16 protein-coding genes are annotated in these 17,045 nt (G+C 39.9%); 10 read left to right on the forward strand and 6 right to left on the reverse strand.

Annotation, left to right across the window (positions count from 1 at the left end; translation table 11 throughout):
* Positions 1 to 117: 117 nt before the first annotated feature.
* The 4 genes from ABIS04_RS15620 to nrfA all read right to left on the reverse strand — a co-directional run bounded on the left by ABIS04_RS15620 (position 118) and on the right by nrfA (position 3,880).
* Positions 118 to 471, reverse strand: coding sequence for a hypothetical protein (locus ABIS04_RS15620; protein WP_350431657.1), 354 nt, complete (start codon positions 469 to 471; stop codon positions 118 to 120).
* 85 nt (positions 472 to 556) lie between these two features.
* Positions 557 to 1,807, reverse strand: coding sequence for an ammonium transporter (locus tag ABIS04_RS15625; protein ID WP_350431659.1), 1,251 nt, complete (start codon positions 1,805 to 1,807; stop codon positions 557 to 559).
* A 9-nt stretch (positions 1,808 to 1,816) separates the two neighbouring features.
* A complete protein-coding gene (locus ABIS04_RS15630; protein WP_137225615.1) occupies positions 1,817 to 2,155 on the reverse strand; it encodes a P-II family nitrogen regulator in 339 nt (112 codons plus the stop codon).
* A 333-nt stretch (positions 2,156 to 2,488) separates the two neighbouring features.
* Positions 2,489 to 3,880 (reverse strand): ammonia-forming nitrite reductase cytochrome c552 subunit, encoded by a 1,392-nt coding sequence (gene nrfA / locus ABIS04_RS15635; protein WP_350431660.1) that lies wholly within the window; start codon positions 3,878 to 3,880, stop codon positions 2,489 to 2,491.
* A 282-nt stretch (positions 3,881 to 4,162) separates the two neighbouring features.
* Here nrfA and narQ point away from each other — a divergent pair, with 282 nt between their 5' ends.
* The 3 genes from narQ (at position 4,163) to ABIS04_RS15650 (ending at position 7,793) form a co-directional block, all read left to right on the forward strand.
* A complete protein-coding gene (gene narQ / locus ABIS04_RS15640) occupies positions 4,163 to 5,878 on the forward strand; it encodes a nitrate/nitrite two-component system sensor histidine kinase NarQ (RefSeq protein ID WP_350431661.1) in 1,716 nt (571 codons plus the stop codon).
* On the forward strand, positions 5,871 to 6,500 hold the full coding sequence (locus ABIS04_RS15645; protein WP_350431663.1) for a response regulator: 630 nt from the start codon (positions 5,871 to 5,873) through the stop codon (positions 6,498 to 6,500). The genes narQ and ABIS04_RS15645 overlap by 8 nt, the downstream gene beginning before the upstream one ends.
* Positions 6,501 to 6,977: 477 nt before the next feature.
* Positions 6,978 to 7,793 (forward strand): molybdate ABC transporter substrate-binding protein, encoded by an 816-nt coding sequence (locus ABIS04_RS15650; protein ID WP_350431664.1) that lies wholly within the window; start codon positions 6,978 to 6,980, stop codon positions 7,791 to 7,793.
* Between the two features lie 130 nt (positions 7,794 to 7,923).
* Here the strand turns inward: ABIS04_RS15650 and ABIS04_RS15655 are convergent, their stop codons facing one another.
* Positions 7,924 to 8,295 carry a YacL family protein gene (locus ABIS04_RS15655; protein ID WP_350431665.1) on the reverse strand — a complete coding sequence of 124 codons (372 nt, stop codon included), beginning with the start codon at positions 8,293 to 8,295 and terminating at the stop codon, positions 7,924 to 7,926.
* A gap of 199 nt (positions 8,296 to 8,494) precedes the next feature.
* Here ABIS04_RS15655 and ABIS04_RS15660 point away from each other — a divergent pair, with 199 nt between their 5' ends.
* Positions 8,495 to 9,460, forward strand: coding sequence for a zinc transporter ZntB (locus tag ABIS04_RS15660; RefSeq protein ID WP_350431666.1), 966 nt, complete (start codon positions 8,495 to 8,497; stop codon positions 9,458 to 9,460).
* A 94-nt stretch (positions 9,461 to 9,554) separates the two neighbouring features.
* On the opposite strand, the gene fkpA is transcribed toward ABIS04_RS15660, so the two are convergent.
* Positions 9,555 to 10,310 carry an FKBP-type peptidyl-prolyl cis-trans isomerase gene (fkpA, locus tag ABIS04_RS15665; RefSeq protein WP_350431667.1) on the reverse strand — a complete coding sequence of 252 codons (756 nt, stop codon included), beginning with the start codon at positions 10,308 to 10,310 and terminating at the stop codon, positions 9,555 to 9,557.
* Positions 10,311 to 10,494: 184 nt separating this feature from the next.
* Between fkpA and ABIS04_RS15670 the strand changes: the two genes are divergently transcribed.
* From ABIS04_RS15670 to pepN, 6 genes are all read left to right on the forward strand, one after another.
* Positions 10,495 to 11,451 (forward strand): hypothetical protein, encoded by a 957-nt coding sequence (locus tag ABIS04_RS15670; protein ID WP_350433456.1) that lies wholly within the window; start codon positions 10,495 to 10,497, stop codon positions 11,449 to 11,451.
* 20 nt (positions 11,452 to 11,471) lie between these two features.
* On the forward strand, positions 11,472 to 11,684 hold the full coding sequence (locus tag ABIS04_RS15675; protein WP_137225601.1) for a SlyX family protein: 213 nt from the start codon (positions 11,472 to 11,474) through the stop codon (positions 11,682 to 11,684).
* Positions 11,685 to 11,781: 97 nt separating this feature from the next.
* Positions 11,782 to 12,294 (forward strand): peptide deformylase, encoded by a 513-nt coding sequence (gene def, locus ABIS04_RS15680; RefSeq protein ID WP_350431668.1) that lies wholly within the window; start codon positions 11,782 to 11,784, stop codon positions 12,292 to 12,294.
* Positions 12,288 to 13,646: a hypothetical protein gene (locus ABIS04_RS15685; RefSeq protein WP_350431669.1), complete on the forward strand. Its 1,359-nt coding sequence runs from the start codon at positions 12,288 to 12,290 to the stop codon at positions 13,644 to 13,646. The genes def and ABIS04_RS15685 overlap by 7 nt, the downstream gene beginning before the upstream one ends.
* A 48-nt stretch (positions 13,647 to 13,694) precedes the next feature.
* Positions 13,695 to 14,288: a penicillin-binding protein activator LpoB gene (gene lpoB / locus ABIS04_RS15690; RefSeq protein WP_175405871.1), complete on the forward strand. Its 594-nt coding sequence runs from the start codon at positions 13,695 to 13,697 to the stop codon at positions 14,286 to 14,288.
* Positions 14,289 to 14,365: 77 nt separating this feature from the next.
* A complete protein-coding gene (gene pepN, locus ABIS04_RS15695; RefSeq protein WP_350431670.1) occupies positions 14,366 to 17,026 on the forward strand; it encodes an aminopeptidase N in 2,661 nt (886 codons plus the stop codon).
* Positions 17,027 to 17,045: the final 19 nt, after the last annotated feature.

Here is a 17,045-nt window from a genome sequence, read left to right on the forward strand (position 1 = left end):
GGGTGACAAAGCAGCATAATTCAACCCTCAGATAGGAATAAGCTATCTAAAAGTTTAGTCAATAGCCTATCTTTCAGCCAATAAACCTAGATAAAAAAACAAGCTGTCATTAAAGTATTACTCTATTTTCGAGGGGTATTCTTCGTCATGAGGTAGATCAATTTGAATGAAAAGCTGCTGGCCATGATATTGATAAGGACGATAATTTAACTGTCCACAGTGATAATAAAGATAAGCTGTATTAACAGAAATACACCCAATTGGTAATGACCGTAAAATAGTTAATTGCTGTTGTTGGCGCAGTAGCGTTTGCCACTCATGTAGCTGTAACACTTCATCACGCACAGCAAAAGCATCAAATGGTTCAGATGATTTACGCACTACAACAGTGCCCGCTGCAACAATAGGACTAAAAGAAGAAGTAATAGCAACAATTGAACCAAGCAAACAAAATGTACTAAAGAAACTCATATCGCCCCCAATTTACGAATAATCTCCAAAAAAAACAGAACCCGAAGGTTCTGTTTAATACTGACTCAGTTAATGAAGTTAAAAATTAACCGGCATTATTACCACTAGAAAACTCAGGGTAAGCCTCTACACCACAGTCAGAAGCATCCATACCATTGTACTCTTCTTCTTCTGTTACACGGATACCCATGGTCATTTTTAATACAAACCATACTAATAACGATGCAGTGAATACCCAAATAAAGATAACTGCTGCACCATATAGTTGACTACCAAAACTAGCATCTGCATTCGATAGTGGAACCAACATCAATCCAAGGAAACCTGCAACACCGTGTACCGAAATAGCGCCTACTGGGTCATCTATTTTAACTCGGTCAAATGCAATGACAGAGAAGATAACCACGGCACCAGCAACTAAACCAATCACACCAGCCATTAACAATGAAGGTGATAATGGGTCAGCTGTAATGGCGACCAATCCAGCCAATGCCCCGTTTAAAATCATGGTCAAATCAGCTTTGCCCCATACCACTTTACATACAATAAGTGCTGAGATGGCACCAAATGCTGCAGCAGAGTTTGTGTTTACAAAGATTTTAGCCACTGCACTCGCATTTTCAGCATCTGACACTAACAATTGCGAACCACCGTTAAAGCCAAACCAACCCATCCATAAAATGAACATACCTAAGGTTGCCATCGGTAAATTAGAACCTGGAATAGGATGAATTTGACCGTTTTCACCATATTTACCTTTACGAGCACCAAGAAGCATTACGCCAGAGATTGCAGCTGCTGCACCGGCCATATGCACAATGCCACTACCAGCAAAATCTACAAAGCCTGCAGCAGAAAGGAATCCACCACCCCACGTCCAGTAGCCTTCAACAGGATAAATCACTGCCGTCATTACCACTGAAAAAACAAGGAAAGACCATAATCTCATTCGTTCAGCAACAGCACCTGATACAATCGACATCGCTGTAGCAACAAATACTACTTGGAAGAAAAAGTCTGATTCGAGCGCATGATCTGCACCATCAGCTTGACCACCGATTAACGAACCAAAAGAAGGAATAAATCCACCTTCAACATTGTCGACATACATAATGTTGTAACCGACTAATAAAAACATGACACACGCAATGGAGTATAAACACACATTTTTAGTTAAAATTTCAGTGGTGTTTTTTGAGCGGACTAATCCAGCTTCCAGCATGGCAAAACCAGCAGCCATCCACATGACTAACGCGCCAGAAATCAAGAAATAAAACGTATCTAATGCGAAACGTAATTCAGTTACCGTCAGGCCTAATTGAGTTAACTCTTCCATACCAGCCTCCTATAATGCTTCGTTATCAAGTTCACCCGTACGGATACGGATAACTTGTTCTAAACTAGTAACAAATATCTTGCCATCACCAATTTTACCGGTATGAGCGGCACTGGTAATCGCTTCAATAAGCATGTCTAAGTTTTCAGATTTTGTGGCAATTTCTAATTTTACTTTTGGTAGAAAGTCCACTTGATACTCTGCCCCACGATAAAGTTCTGTGTGACCTTTCTGACGTCCAAATCCTTTGACCTCAGTAACAGTCATACCTTCAATGCCCATGCCTGCAATAGCTTCACGGACATCATCCAATTTAAATGGCTTGATGATAGCGCTGACGAGTTTCATCTCGACCTCCAAAAGTGTGAAAAAATTAGTTGTTATTTATTTGTTGTAACGAGTTAATTCAATCATCAGGCCACTTTTCCAACAAGTTGTTATATATAGCTTTTATTTTATTTTATCTTTTATCCATTAATATAAAGGCACCAATCAAGTGCGTATAAGATCACCATCGCATTATTTTGGTGCAACGATAACCTCACCCATGAAACCGCTTTGTAATACCAACTTGTTAAGGATTTATTTATAACGCCCATAAAAAAACAGCCCTCAAATGAGGGCTGTTTGTTAGATTATTTCAGGTTTACACCTGAGGAGAGCGCTTATGCTAAGTACAACTTATTTGTAAGTCGCTTCACGCTTTTTAGCTTCTTCTTCCCACTGAGGAACCAGTGTTTTCTTAAACTCAGCTTTTTCAGCATTCATGGTTTTCATGTCCATGCCTAATGCTGCTTGCGCTTTTGCTTTAGTAGAAGTGTCAGGGTATGCAATCGGTTGCTTAACACCTTTAGCACCTAATAACTGAGCTAGTTTCACACGAGCATCAGCAGCTTTATCCACTGCAGTACCTAAAATACGTAGTACTTCAGCTGGAGCATGAGTTGATGCGCCATGAGATGCAGTCGCATAATCCCAACGCCATTGTGAATGACGAATATCCATTAAGATTGGCTTCATTTCAGCTTCAGTGGCACCAGCATCCCAAGCAGCTTTCGCTTCAAAGTGAGCTTTAACTAGTTGAGTTTCAACACGAGCTTTTAAATCTTGTGCTTTATGCTTGCTTTCTTCAACTTGCTTAACCATAAACTCTTTGCTTTGAGTGTGACAAGTTGCACATGTTTCTTCAAAGCGATCAAATGGGTTACCCACTTTATGATCTGTAAATTTGCGGCCTTTGTCATTAGTCACTTTAGGCATATGACAATCAACACAACTCACGTTATTTTGACCGTGAACACCCATTTTCCAAGTTTCATAACCAGGGTGCTGCGCTTTTAACATTGGAGTTTTAGACACTGCATGAGTCCAATCAGAAAACTCTATGCTGTCATAATACACTTCCATTTGCTCAACGGTGGTACCCATATCCCAAGGGAACTTAACAAAACCTTTACGGTCTTCAGTTTTCTCGAAATAGTATTCAACGTGACACTGACCACACACCATTGATTGCTTATCTTTACGAGAAGCTTTATCAAATGGTGTATTTAACGTATCCATTGCACGGTCAACATACGGACGTGATATACGTAATTTTGATGAACCTTTTTCATGACAATCGCCACAACCAAGTACATTGACAATTTCTGGACCGCCTTTAGCCCATTTGCCACTGAAATAGCCATCTTCACCTTGCTCTTCAATCACACGAGGAACATCAGGGCTTTTACAGCTCCAACATGCCATTGGCATTGGACCATCTGCAGCATTTTTTGGCGCGCCAGTACGTAATGAGTTAGTTACGTCAGTAATTGCATACATATGACCACGTGGTGCATTGTAATCTTTAGCAAAACCGTAACCTGCCCATAACACGACTAAACTAGGTACTTTTTCTAACATATCAACAACGTCTTTGCTTTCATCAGTGGCATGCCAGCTGTCATATTGCTTTGAAAATTTATCTTTATAAACCTCATTACGAGGTTCGGTTTTATCACTCGCCATAGCGCCTGCAGCCATAAATCCGGCTGCAATCACCGCACTCAGTGCAATTGATTTTACATTCATCTTCATCACCCTTTATCTCCGTGTTACATTATATTTAATTTAATAATCACGACATCTCCAAGATCAAATTTAGCTATTTAATCCTGCTTTAAATATACCCCTTATTAGGTATAGCGGCAAAAGTTTGCGCTAGATCAACATGTAAACAAGATGTAGCTCACAGTTTGATACAATTGTTAATGTTATCAACTAATACCTAATATAGAACACACTATTGGATAGTATACGAAACAGTACTTTCGACTTACCTTTAAGCACTCATTGATATAATAACGGGACCTTATGTTTACTCGTGGCAGCCTTACCTCCACCATTTTCAGTTTAATGCTCATTTTGATTTTATTATCATCAAGCTTAGCGGTATTTTCTATTGTTAATTTAAGCTTCAGTTTAGGAGATGCCAAAGGGATCAACGCCTCTGGGTCACTGCGGATGCAAAGTTATAGGCTATTGTTGTATACCAATGTAGGCGGAAATAATCCCAATAAAAAAATAATTGAATTTGAAAACACACTCAGCTCTGATGCCCTTACCCGTTCTCTCGCTTGGTATAGTCCCAAGGAGCTAAGTGACCAATACTTGTTAGTTATTGACAAGTGGAAAGTGATGAAATCCTATATAGAAGAAGGTAATACACAAGAGTATTCTAAATCGTTAACTGGTTTTGTCGACACCATTGATACCTTAGTATTAAAGATGGAACTATTTGCAGCCTTAAAACTAAAGCTATTGGTCATTGGGCAGATTATCGGGTTATCTATTTTACTGGTTATCGCTTTCTTTGCTGTGGTGTTTACACGCAAACGTGTTGTTAAACCATTACAGTTATTGATGGACAGTGCAGCCAAAATATCTAAAGGCAATTTCAAAGTCGAAATGCCTAAAACGGGTTATATAGAGCTAACCGAACTTGGAAATGCATTACAGAAAACGGCCGCTGAGTTAGCCAGTTTGTATGAAGATTTAGAAGACCAAGTCAACGAAAAAACCTTGGCATTAACCCGAGCTAATAACGAACTGAATTTTTTGTACGATAATTTAATCAGGTTACATGCCGATAAACTTGACTATAAAGCATTACAATCTGCGATTAATCAGCTGAAATATTATGAAGACTTAACTTACTTACGATTAGTCATTGAACATGATGATGGTTCTAAAGATGTTATTAAAGCAGAAGCTGGCTGGCCAGAAAACCACTCATTTGAATCAGTGCATTTCCCACTACAGTCGGAACAAAAACAGTTGGGTTATTTAGATGTAATATCAAATAAGCCATTAAATAATATCCTATTTAAAAACTTCGCCATGATGTTAACCCGTTCAATAACCATCCATAATGCAACAGAGCAACGCCAACAACTAGCTCTATTAGAAGAACGTTCGGTGATCGCTAGAGAATTACATGACTCTATTGGTCAATTATTATCCTTTTTAAAAATCCAAGTTAGTTTGTTAAGTAAGAGCCTTGATAACAGTTGTCGCAGTCCAGAGGTTGAAGAGCAATTATCAGGGATCAATGAAGGTGTCAGTATTGCTTATGTACAATTACGCGAACTGTTATCAACGTTTAGATTAACCATTAAAGAGCCTAATTTAGGCCAAGCTATCGAGGTCATGCTAGATCAATTACGTAATCAAACTAATATTGATATCCAACTCAATTACAAGCTTTCACCACATTTACTTGAAGCAAAACAACATATTCATATTTTGCAATTAGTTCGCGAGGCCACATTAAATGCAATTAAACACGCAAAATCTGCCCATATAGTGGTAGATTGTCAGTTGACAGATAATAGTAAGATCACCATTTCAATTTGTGATGATGGTATTGGCGTGTCACACTTAGCAGAACGAGACCAACACTTTGGCATTGGTATCATGCATGAGCGTGCCAACAAATTAAATGGTGTTGTTTCATTCAATAGTAATCAAAATGGCGGAACAACCGTCACACTGAGTTTTCCACCTCAACAGGAGCCTTTAAATGGGTAAGCCTTATTCCGTACTTGTTGTCGATGATCATCCTTTACTGCGTCGTGGCATTTGCCAATTGATCACCTCTGATAGCGATTTCATTTTGTTTGGTGAAACAGGCACAGGATTAGATGCGCTGACATCTGTCGCCGAAAACGAACCCGATATTATTTTGCTCGATTTAAACATGAAAGGTATGTCGGGTCTTGATACCCTTAATGCGATGCGCCAAGAAGGTGTTACCGCGAGAATTGTAATACTGACCGTATCTGATGCAAAGCAAGATGTAATGCGTTTATTACGCGCTGGTGCAGATGGTTATTTACTCAAAGATACTGAGCCAGACTTATTACTCGCACAGCTCAAAAAAGCCATGTTAGGCCATAGAGTTATTAGTGATGAAGTAGAAGCTTATCTCTACGAGCTAAAAAACACTGTCGATGACAACAGCTGGATTGAGAGTTTAACGCCTCGAGAATTACAGATATTACAAGAACTTGCTGAAGGTAAAAGTAATAGAATGATCTCTGAAGATTTACACATCAGTGAAGGTACTGTCAAAGTTCATGTGAAGAATTTACTTCGCAAAGCAGATGCAAAATCACGTACCGAAATGGCTGTTAGATATTTAAATCAATAGATAACAATCAAAGTAAGTAGATAATCAAATACTTTACGATATCTGAATAAATAATGATCCGTTAATAATGATCCGTTAATAATGCTCCCTTAATTGGGAGCTGTTTCATTCAGCCGCAATAAAATGTATCTAATTCTGTAGAGGTGAACATCTTACCTATTACGATGCCATTGAATCATTTCAGTTATAAACCCTACCTCTACCAGAGTTGAAGCTTAAAAGCTAAATACTCAATATCGCATTTATGCGATCCCTCCAAAATTGCGACAATGGTCACTAAATAGACTATCCATCCCTAAACTCATGAAAAATATGATGTGTTTTAAATAACTTACCTTTATTCTATTCTTCATTGACCATTCATTTGTGACCGGATGTCACCTAATTATCAGTATTCAGACATTATTATTTTGCGAAATAAACACTTTTACAAAATAAATAGAGTCTATCCCGTATCTCATTTAAAAGGATATTATTTTGAAAATCAAACAAACCTTATCTTTATGCTCTGCACTCATTGCCTTTTTAATCCCAATGTCGGCATCAGCTGACTCTTTAACACTCTATGCTGCTGGTAGCTTAAAGGCGGCATTAAATGATGTAGCAACTTCTTATACTCAAGCCTATAAAACAGAAGTCAGCACAAAATATGCGCCTAGCGGACTGTTAAGAAAAGCAATTGAAGACGGTGAACAACCTGATGTTTTTGCTTCTGCAAATATGAAACACCCTGAAAAACTGGCTACGGAGGGATGGGGAAGTCCAGTGGTGTTATTTGCCCGAAATCAGCTTTGTGCGCTAGCGCAACCGAATGTAAAAGTGACTCCAGATAACCTACTTTCTACGTTAATGGATAAACAAATCCGCGTTGGTACTTCAACGCCTAAAGCTGATCCAAGTGGTGATTATGCTTGGGAACTTTTCCACAAAGCAGAAACAATACAAAAAGGAAGTTTCTCGGCTCTTTCAACTAAAGCTTTGCAGCTTACTGGTGGTGAACAAAGTGAAAAAGCACCTGAAGGGTTAAATCAATATGGTTGGGTGATGAGTGAAAAAAAGGCGGATATTTTTCTAACTTATTGCACCAATGCTGTATTGGCAAAAAACCAGGTTAAATACCTCAACATAATCACCATACCTGAATCACTTTCAGTGGGAGCAGATTATGGCTTGGTAGTTAAAGAGGGGGCACAAAATAAAGCATGGCAATTTGCCATGTATATTCTCTCACCTGAGGGACAAAGAATTCTGAAAAAATATGGTTTTGAAGCCAACGCCATTCCTAAGCTCTAAGACGTATTGAAATCAGGTTTTAAATGACAAGACAGTTACCGATTTTCAGTCGGTAGCTGTCAAAATACATTAGAGTAAGTACTTAGCTAACAACACAAATGATCAAGCCAATATAAAGTTGAGCGAACTATTATTTTTCTTGAATAAACGCTAACCAACTTTGCAATGCTGATTCGAAATCTTCCAAACCACAATAAGATTCAGATTCCGCATTATATAAATTCATTGCTTCGTCTAAGACATGCTCTTCTTCAAAATCAATTATATTAGCAAATACTCTAACTTGTTCGGTGTCGATATCGATGGTTAAATCTCTACCAATATCACGCCAATGATTAGCCCTACCCGTTTTAATAAGCATAATTTGGTTTAAGATATAATTAGCGCGATTTTTGTCATCACCAAGATTTTCAGCAAACCAACTGCCTAACACCTCATGCCCCATACTAAATTCAGCAAACACAGTGCCTTCAAGGCGATTACGACGAAATTGAAATTCCATATGAGTACTCTTCTAATAGTATTTGTTTTATTTTAACCGATGACCGACAATTCTGCTGCTTGTTAGCGGATCAAATAGTGTGCTTGATGATTAAATATTCGATAACGAAAGGATTTCATTCCACATGTTCGTTTAAACTTGGGCAAGACTAAAAAGTAGCGTAAATTGTTGCGATAGTGATCACTTGGAATGATTAATAATGAATAATGGTTTTATTTACAGCTTACTATTAACAGGCCCAAATGCTGGCCAATCGCTCACTGAAGCGCAAGTTGCTCAGTGGCAGCCTCAAGATGGCCTTTTATGGTTACACCTTCGCTATCGTGAACCTAAAGCGCGTAAATGGCTCCTCAACTCTGGTTTAGATAGGGTCGAGATGGATACTCTATTGGCCACCGATACTCGCCCACGAGTATTAAGCTCAGAAAAAGGGATCTTACTGGCATTGCGAGGGGTTAATTTAAACCCAAATTCCGATCCAGAAGACATGGTCGCAGTGCGGATCTACGCTGAAGAACACAAAATTATTTCAACATGCGAACGCCAATTACAATCGGTTATCGATGTTGCCGAGGCAATTACCCATGGTAAAGGTCCAGTTGATAGCGCAGCGTTTATCATGGCCATCTGCGAACGGTTGACCCAACGTAAAGTCGAGTTTATCGGTAAACTTGAAGAGCAGCTAGATGAATTAGAAGAGAAAGTAGTCACTCAAGTCAATAAAACGTTGCGCACTGAAATTGCTGAACTACGTCGACAAACAGTGGTATTACGACGTTACCTAGCCCCACAACGAGAAGCTTTTTCTCGTATGCTGCAAGAAACCAACGAGCTATTTGACGTTAATGACAAAATCCGTTTACGTGAAATCCACGAAACCCTGATCCGAGTCATAGAAGATCTTGATTCAATACGCGATCGCGCCAGTGTCACCCAAGAAGAACTGCAATCGCAGCAATCAGAACAAGTAAACCAAAGGTTGTATTTTTTATCACTTATTTCGGCAGTATTTCTACCTTTAGGTTTTTTAACTGGCTTATTGGGTGTCAATATTGGCGGCATACCAGGGGCTGAAACAAACTGGGCTTTTACTGCATTTTGTGCAGGCTTATTTGCACTTATTGCCTTTCAAATGTATCTGTTTTACCGCTTAAAATGGATATAGCTAGACTAGTTATCCCGAGTTAGGTTAGTTAGATATAAAAAAGACGCCGAAGCGTCTTTTTTATATCTATGATAATCGCAAAGCGATTTCAATATTACTTTGCAGCAGGTGCCGCTACTGGCGCTTTTTCAACAGACACTAGCTCAACTTCAAAAACTAAAGTTGAATTAGCAGGAATAGTACCAGTATCACGATCACCGTAAGCTAATTCAGCTGGAATAACGAATTTGTACTTAGCGCCAACAGGCATTAACTGTACACCTTCAGTCCAACCAGGAATAACACGATTTAGCGGGAACTTAGCGGTTTCACCACGCGCATATGAACTGTCAAACTCGGTACCATCAGTTAGCGTACCGCGGTAATGTACTTCAACAGTATCTTCTGCTGCTGGCTTTTCGCCCGTTCCAGCTTCTAATACTTCATACTGTAAACCAGATTCAGTCGTTGTTACGCCTTCTTTAGCTTTATTATCTTCTAAGAATTTTTTGCCATCGGCAATCGCTTTAGCCGCTACTATTTCAGCTTGCTCTAGGCGTTTGTCGTTTAATTTTTTATCTAGGTTTTCCAATACTGTCTGCATTTCTTCTTCAGTTAGCAGCATGTCTTCACTTAAACCATCGGTAAAGCCTTTAATCACCATGGTACGATCAACAGCAAAACCTAATTCTTCTTGCTCTTTAATGTGACCTGACATGTACTTACCGATTGAACCACCTACACTGTATGCTTCTTTTTGCACGTCAGTTGTTAATTCAATTTTCTTTTGGGTAACGTCTTGATCTTGATTACACGCAGTAAGGCCAACAACGGCTAATGCAACTAACGATAATTTGTAAATAGATTTCATTAAAGCTTCCTCAGCATCCTATAGTGGTTACAATAACCCTAATACATTCAATCAATGAGATATGTAAGTGGTCATGTTAATTATCCACTTTATACTAGTTAAAACGGTTATACCATTGGGTAAACCTTATATAATTAAGGTTTAAGACAATAATTCTAGGAGCAAGTTCATGATACGAGTTCCAATGCGGTTTTTTTGTTCAATCTTATTTTGTGTATGCTTATTATCCGCATGCCAACCTTCACCAAGCAAAGTCATGATACTGACAACTGATGCCAGCTACAGCGCCAGCTTATCTGATGATGGTAATCTAGCATTAATCAGTACGGCTAATAATGGTGTACAAGTATGGGATTTAACCGGCCCAAGTTTGTCATATCAATGGTTACAAGGTCAAAAGGATAACACCAGCAATGTCATTGATACCGCTATTTCCGCCAACAAAATCTTTGCCGCCACGATTAGCAGTAACTCATTAGCGATATGGCGTTTAGATGATGGCAGTTCGGTAGGTTGGTGGTCGCTGCCCTCTTACGCTCAAAGCGTGGCGATTGCCAATGATGGCCAAACTTTAGTCGCTCTTGGTGATGGTTCCGTCATGTCATTATCACCGAAAAACAATCGTTTGATTCAGTTTTTAGGTCATAACGAAAAGGTCAATAGTGTATCGATTAGCGCTGACGGTCTAAAGGCACTAAGTGGTGGTAATGATAACAAGGTTATTCTATGGCAGGCGCAAACAGGCCAACCTATTCAACAATGGCAGTTAAGCTCGCGCATTACCAAAGTACTGATTAATGAAAGTGGCAGTTTAAGCTTTGCAGGTGATATAACTGGTAATGCAACAATCTGGCAATCAGCTTCAGGGGCTGCACTAAGTCAGTTAAACATTATTCGTAGGCAAATGAATTTTTCCTCTGCTCGCTTTGCTCAGAATGATCAGCAATTACTCACCGGAACACCATCAAGCGAGATCTTTTTATGGCAAGTTGACTCAGGGAAAAAGCTCGGACATTGGAAAGTTCAGCTGAGTAAAAACACCCAAAATAAAGGCGCTGTAGTATACTCTTCCGTAATGACAGAGCCAGGCTCTATCGTCAGTATTAGTAGCCAAGGTCTAGTAGAATATTGGCAGCAATAACCAATCAATAAGAGGTCGACATGGAGCAAGTGTTGCAAAAAATTGATGATCTTGAAATGAGACTATCATTTCAAGACATCGTCATTGAGGAGTTAAATCAAGAAGTGATTAAACTCAATACATTAGTTGCCAGACAACAACAGCAAATGCTATTAATGGTCAATAAACTGCATGCGATTGAACCCAGTAACATGGCATCTCAAGCAGATGAAACACCACCACCGCATTATTAAATAGTCTTAATGAACACTGTTGCGATTAAAGATGGTTTACCATTAACCAATGGTATCGAAAGCTCATTATTTTTAAGTTAACTAACAGTTGGCGTACATGCAATTAAATCAGCACCTCACAATAGCAACTACAGGCGATAATATTCTTACGCTGACGGCTGAGCCTGTGACGGTGTTTGATGACGCATTACACGCGTTAGCAGATAACATGCTCAGCACTATGTTAAATACTAACGGGGTTGGTATTGCGGCAACGCAAGTGTTCAGTCGAGCGGCAATGTTTATCATGGCATCCAACCCCAATAAACGTTATCCCAATGCACCATCTATGGTCCCAACGGTCGTGATCAATCCACAAATATTGTCTACGTCAACAATGACAGAAACGGGCATAGAAGGTTGCTTGTCGCTCCCCGGTAAACGTCTGTCTATTTTGCGACATACCGAAATTGAGGTCCAATATCAATCGCTCGATGGTCGATTACACCAGCAATCATTATCGGGATTTATAGCTCGTATTTTTCAACATGAATATGACCACTTGCAAGGCATTACCTTACTTGAACGAGTCAACCTTATGGCAGGATCGGCCGAGGTATCCTCATGTTAAAATCAGTTTGGGTGTTATTAATTCTTACGATGGGATTAACGGGATGCGCTTTTAACAGTGTATTTGTTAACTATCCTTCGCAAATAGCACCGTACAGACAACAATTAAGCAGTGATGCTCCCACAGCAAACATCAATGAGTTAGCAGACAATATTAGCGGTAATGATGGCCTACTTTACGCCCAGGAGTCTGGACGTATTATGCAGATTTCGGGAGATTTCACTCGCAGCAAAACCTATTACCAACAGGCCATTGATGCCTACCAAGCCTTTGATGACAAAGCCACCGTCAGCGCCAGTCAACTCGGGGCTGGGGCGAGTAGTATTTTATTAAATGATAACGCCATTCCATACCGTGGCCCTGGTTATGAACGTATAATGCTGCACCAGTATCAGGCTCTGAATTATTTATTTAGTGGCGACACTCAAGGTGCACTCGTTGAAGTTCGCCGCAGTAATGAACTACAAAGCTTAGAACAAGCTCGATATCAGCAATCGCAAAAATCGGTGCAAGACATGGCCAATGGCACTATCGACGCACAAATAACTCAATTAAGCCAAGAAGCCGGAACTGTTACCAGCTCATTTCTTAACGCGTACAGTTATTACATCACAGGGTTATTGCACGAACTCGCTAACGAGCCAAACGATGCTTTTATCGATTATCGCAAAGCAGCTCAAATTACCCCTAATAACACTTATTTACAGCAAGATTTAATCCGCCTAGCTAAGCAACTTGCCATGCCTCAATACGATGAATTTAAACGCCGTTGGGGGGATGCCGTTTTACCTACCGAAGACCAAGGCCAAGTGGTGTTTATTGTAGAAAGAAGCTTTGTCCCCGAAAAACAAAGTATTACCGTCCCTTTTTCTATCGACGGTAATTGGCAAACAGCATCATTAGCGACTTACCAACCACAGCGTCAATTATTAAGCGAAAGTAAAATTATAGGCTTAAACCAAGTATTGGAAGCCCAGAGCATTGCCAATATCGATGCGTTGGCTATAAATGCATTAAAAGAAGATTTGCCTGCTGCATTGTTTCGTCAAGCTGCCAGAATTTACGCAAAATACCAATTAAACCAAAGTAGCCGTAGTAGCAACAATCAAATGAATGTTGGGGCAATTGCGATGCAGATTTTTAACGTCATTAGCGAGCAGGCTGACCGTAGAAGTTGGCTTACGTTGCCACGCCAAGCACAAATTGCCAGAGAGTTTATTGCTGCGGGCGATTATAATATTGGTTTAAATAATAGCCAAAATGTACAAATTACAGTGAAACCGAACCGTACAACATTAATTTGGGCAATAGAAACTGGAAATCGTACCCGTTTTTATTCAATAATCATCTGATAGACGATAACCTTTATCAACTGTCACTCATCACTAATGGAATTTATTATGAAAAATTTGAAACTGATATTTGTGTTAGCTGCAGTAATGGGGCTGAGTGCCTGTCAATCTAAAGTTGAATATGGCGATGCCTCTGAAGTAGAAACAGTTAACGAAAACTTTGGCTCAACCGATCTGCAAAATATTGCTGCTAAAATGGTCGACAGTATGTTGACGTTCCCACCTGTTATCGTCATGACTCAAACTAACCGTCCCATTATTTTTGTTGATAAAATCAAAAACAAAACCTCTGAGCACATCGACACAGAGTCTGTTACCGATACTATTAGCAACAAATTATTACGTTCAGGTAAGTTCCGCTTTATCGACATGACCAAGGTTGATACCGTGCGTAAACAGCTCGATTATCAAAATAATGCAGGCATGGTCGACCCATCGACAGCGATTAAATTTGGTCGTCAGATTGGGGCGCAGTACATGTTGTACGGCAACTTATCTAGCATCGTTAAACAAGATGGCAGCACCAAAGATGTGTACTACAAAATGACCATGCGTTTAATGGACCTTGATACCGGTTTAATTGAATGGTCTGATGAAAAAGAAATTCGTAAAGTTAAATCGAAATCATTTTTAGGCTTGTAATTAGCCTGATCATAGCGCTAAAGCCGACAACCTTGTCGGCTTTTTCATACACCCAATAATAAGTTAGGAACACTAACGTGAAATTGTTATCCACTGAATTATTTAGCCCTCGGATCATTAAAACTAGCCTAATTGCATTATGTTGTGCCAGTGTGATCAGCTGTAGCAGCTCTGTTTCAACCTCATCTTTTCAACGAGATGGCACAGCCAATATCAGCCAAGCACAAGCGCAAGCACGTTCAAATATCGTTTCTAATGTGCAATACGAGCTGACCTTTTTCCTTAGTGAACAAAGCCAATTCAGTGCAAAATCAGTAGTACACTTTGACCTAAGCAGCGTGCCTAAATCGCTTACGTTAGATCTAAATAAAGCCAATGTTCAACAATTTATCATTAACGGCACCAAGGTTTACCCTAATTACAATGGCGCTTACTTCACTTTAAATCAGAGTCTATTAACCAGTGGTAGTAACACTATTGAAATTGAATTTACTCGGGAACACAGCACTAACGGCGAAGGCCTGCATCGTTTTGTCGACCCTGTAGACGGAAAAGTTTACTTGTACTCGCATTTTGAGCCTGCTGCCGCCCAGCAAATGTTTGCCGTATTTGATCAACCGGATATCAAAGCCAATTATCAAATTAATGTCCATGCTCCAAAAGATTGGCAAGTCATCAGCGCCATGCGCGAAACCAATGTGATTGACCAAGGTGACAATAACTTATGGACATTCCCAACAACGCCTAAGCTGAGCCCGTATAATTTCTCCATGCATGCCGGTCCCTACAAAGTGTGGCAAGACAATTCAGGGCGTTATCCAATGCGATTATTCTCTCGTCAGTCAGTGGCCTCACAAGTTAGCCCACAAGATTGGTTTACCTATACTAAGCAAGGTTTAGACTTTTTTGATAGCTACTTTGGCATTGCTTATCCGTTCAAAAAATATGACCAAGTACTGGTGCCTGACTTTCTCTACGGTGCCATGGAAAACGCAGCAGCAATTACTTTTTCTGAAGACCGTTTCTTATTTAATGCCGAAATGACGGCTGAACAAAAAGAACGTTTAGCGGGCGTTATCATGCATGAAATGGCCCACCAGTGGTTTGGCGACTTGGTAACAATGAAATGGTGGAATGGCCTGTGGTTAAACGAAAGTTTCGCCTCATTTATGGGCACCCTTGCCACCAGTGAAGCCACCGAATTTAGTCATGCCTGGCGTACTTTTTATGCTTCTGGTAAACAAGCTGCTTATCATCAAGACAGCTTAGTCACTACACATCCCATTGAAGTGCCCGTAGCCACCAGCCAAAATGCTTTTGATAATATAGATGCGATTACTTATCAAAAAGGCGCATCAACCATCAAGCAATTGCGTCATTTACTCGGTGAAGAGACTTTCCGCCGTGGTGTGAGCCAATATTTACAACAATACAGTTATAAGAATGCCGAGCTAAACGACTTCATTAATAGCCTAGCTCAAGCCAGTGGCCGAGATTTATCACTTTGGACCAAAGAGTGGTTGTACGCCGCAGGTGTTAACACCATCAAAGCACAATACACTTGCCAAAACCGCCAAATTGACTCGTTTGCCATTATACAAACGGCAGATGACCAACACCCAACACTGCGTGAACAAAGAATAAAAATTGGCTTGTTCAATAAGCAACGTTATGGGGTAGAAAAACAAAAATCGCTTGCTGTGACATACAAAGGCGCTTATACCGAAGTTGAGCAGTTAATTGGCGAGGCTTGCCCAGATTTAGTTTATCCAAACTACGATGACTGGGGTTTTGTAAAAGTGGAGTTAGACCCTACTTCATTTAATACCGCTAAAGAGCAACTAAGCCAAGTGAGCGATCAGTTATTACGATCAATGCTTTGGCAGAGTATGTGGGACAGTGTCATCGAAGGTAAAACCCCATTAAATGAGTTTTTAAATATTGCATTAATCAATGCACCACAGGAAAAGGATTACACAATTCTTGGACAAGTATTAGGCAATTTACAGCGGGCTAAAAACTACCTCGATTTAATGGCGCCAAGCAATACAGCCTATAATAATAAAATATCCAAAGCACTGAGTCAGATGAGTCTGCGCATGAGTATGGAGTATTTTAGTAACAGTGATTTCCAACGTCGTTGGTTCGATGCTTACATTAGTTTCTCTAGCAATGGAGACGCGTTAAAACATATCCAATCTTTATTGCAAGGTAAGGACCTCATTAAAGGTTTAAGCATAGATCAAGATTTACGCTGGACGATGATCAAACAATTAAACCGTTACGATTATGACAACGCTCAGGCGTTACTTACACGAGAAAAACAGCTTGATCAATCTGACTCTGGTGAAAAAGCGGCTATCGCCGCAGAAGTCATTCGTCCGCAGTCATCGCTTAAACGACAGTGGCTAAATACCATTGAACATAATGACAGCATGCCATTCTCAAAAATTCGAGTCGCGATGAATAATCTTTACCCTGCAGAGCAAAAGTTATTAAGTGCTGCAACCGCAGAACAACGCTTCGCTAACTTAACGTTAATGGACAGCAAGGGGCCGGTATTTATGCGCAGCTTTGCAGCGCAACTCATTCCAACGGATTGCAGTTCAGCTAACATTGATGCCATTAGCTCGGTTTTAAACACGCAAACAGGTTTATCGAAATTGACCAGACGCGCTCTACTTGAAACTCGTCAACAAGAGCAGCGCTGTGTAAATATAAAACACATGTTAAATTAGTCACCTTGTAAACGTTAAA

Origin of the sequence: Shewanella sp. H8 (assembly GCF_040285065.1) — a bacterium.
Taxonomy (GTDB): Bacteria; Pseudomonadota; Gammaproteobacteria; order Enterobacterales; family Shewanellaceae; genus Shewanella; species Shewanella polaris.

Bases quoted from the DNA above. Each gene is read 5' to 3' on its own strand.
- ABIS04_RS15620 (WP_350431657.1), bottom strand. From the start codon at position 471: ATGAGTTTCTTTAGTACATTTTGTTTGCTTGGTTCAATTGTTGCTATT.
- ABIS04_RS15625 (WP_350431659.1), bottom strand. From the start codon at position 1,807: ATGGAAGAGTTAACTCAATTAGGCCTGACGGTAACTGAATTACGTTTC.
- ABIS04_RS15630 (WP_137225615.1), bottom strand. From the start codon at position 2,155: ATGAAACTCGTCAGCGCTATCATCAAGCCATTTAAATTGGATGATGTC.
- nrfA (WP_350431660.1), bottom strand. From the start codon at position 3,880: ATGAATGTAAAATCAATTGCACTGAGTGCGGTGATTGCAGCCGGATTT.
- narQ (WP_350431661.1), top strand. From the start codon at position 4,163: ATGTTTACTCGTGGCAGCCTTACCTCCACCATTTTCAGTTTAATGCTC.
- ABIS04_RS15645 (WP_350431663.1), top strand. From the start codon at position 5,871: ATGGGTAAGCCTTATTCCGTACTTGTTGTCGATGATCATCCTTTACTG.
- ABIS04_RS15655 (WP_350431665.1), bottom strand. From the start codon at position 8,295: ATGGAATTTCAATTTCGTCGTAATCGCCTTGAAGGCACTGTGTTTGCT.
- ABIS04_RS15660 (WP_350431666.1), top strand. From the start codon at position 8,495: ATGAATAATGGTTTTATTTACAGCTTACTATTAACAGGCCCAAATGCT.
- fkpA (WP_350431667.1), bottom strand. From the start codon at position 10,310: ATGAAATCTATTTACAAATTATCGTTAGTTGCATTAGCCGTTGTTGGC.
- ABIS04_RS15670 (WP_350433456.1), top strand. From the start codon at position 10,495: ATGCGGTTTTTTTGTTCAATCTTATTTTGTGTATGCTTATTATCCGCA.
- ABIS04_RS15675 (WP_137225601.1), top strand. From the start codon at position 11,472: ATGGAGCAAGTGTTGCAAAAAATTGATGATCTTGAAATGAGACTATCA.
- def (WP_350431668.1), top strand. From the start codon at position 11,782: ATGCAATTAAATCAGCACCTCACAATAGCAACTACAGGCGATAATATT.
- ABIS04_RS15685 (WP_350431669.1), top strand. From the start codon at position 12,288: ATGTTAAAATCAGTTTGGGTGTTATTAATTCTTACGATGGGATTAACG.
- lpoB (WP_175405871.1), top strand. From the start codon at position 13,695: ATGAAAAATTTGAAACTGATATTTGTGTTAGCTGCAGTAATGGGGCTG.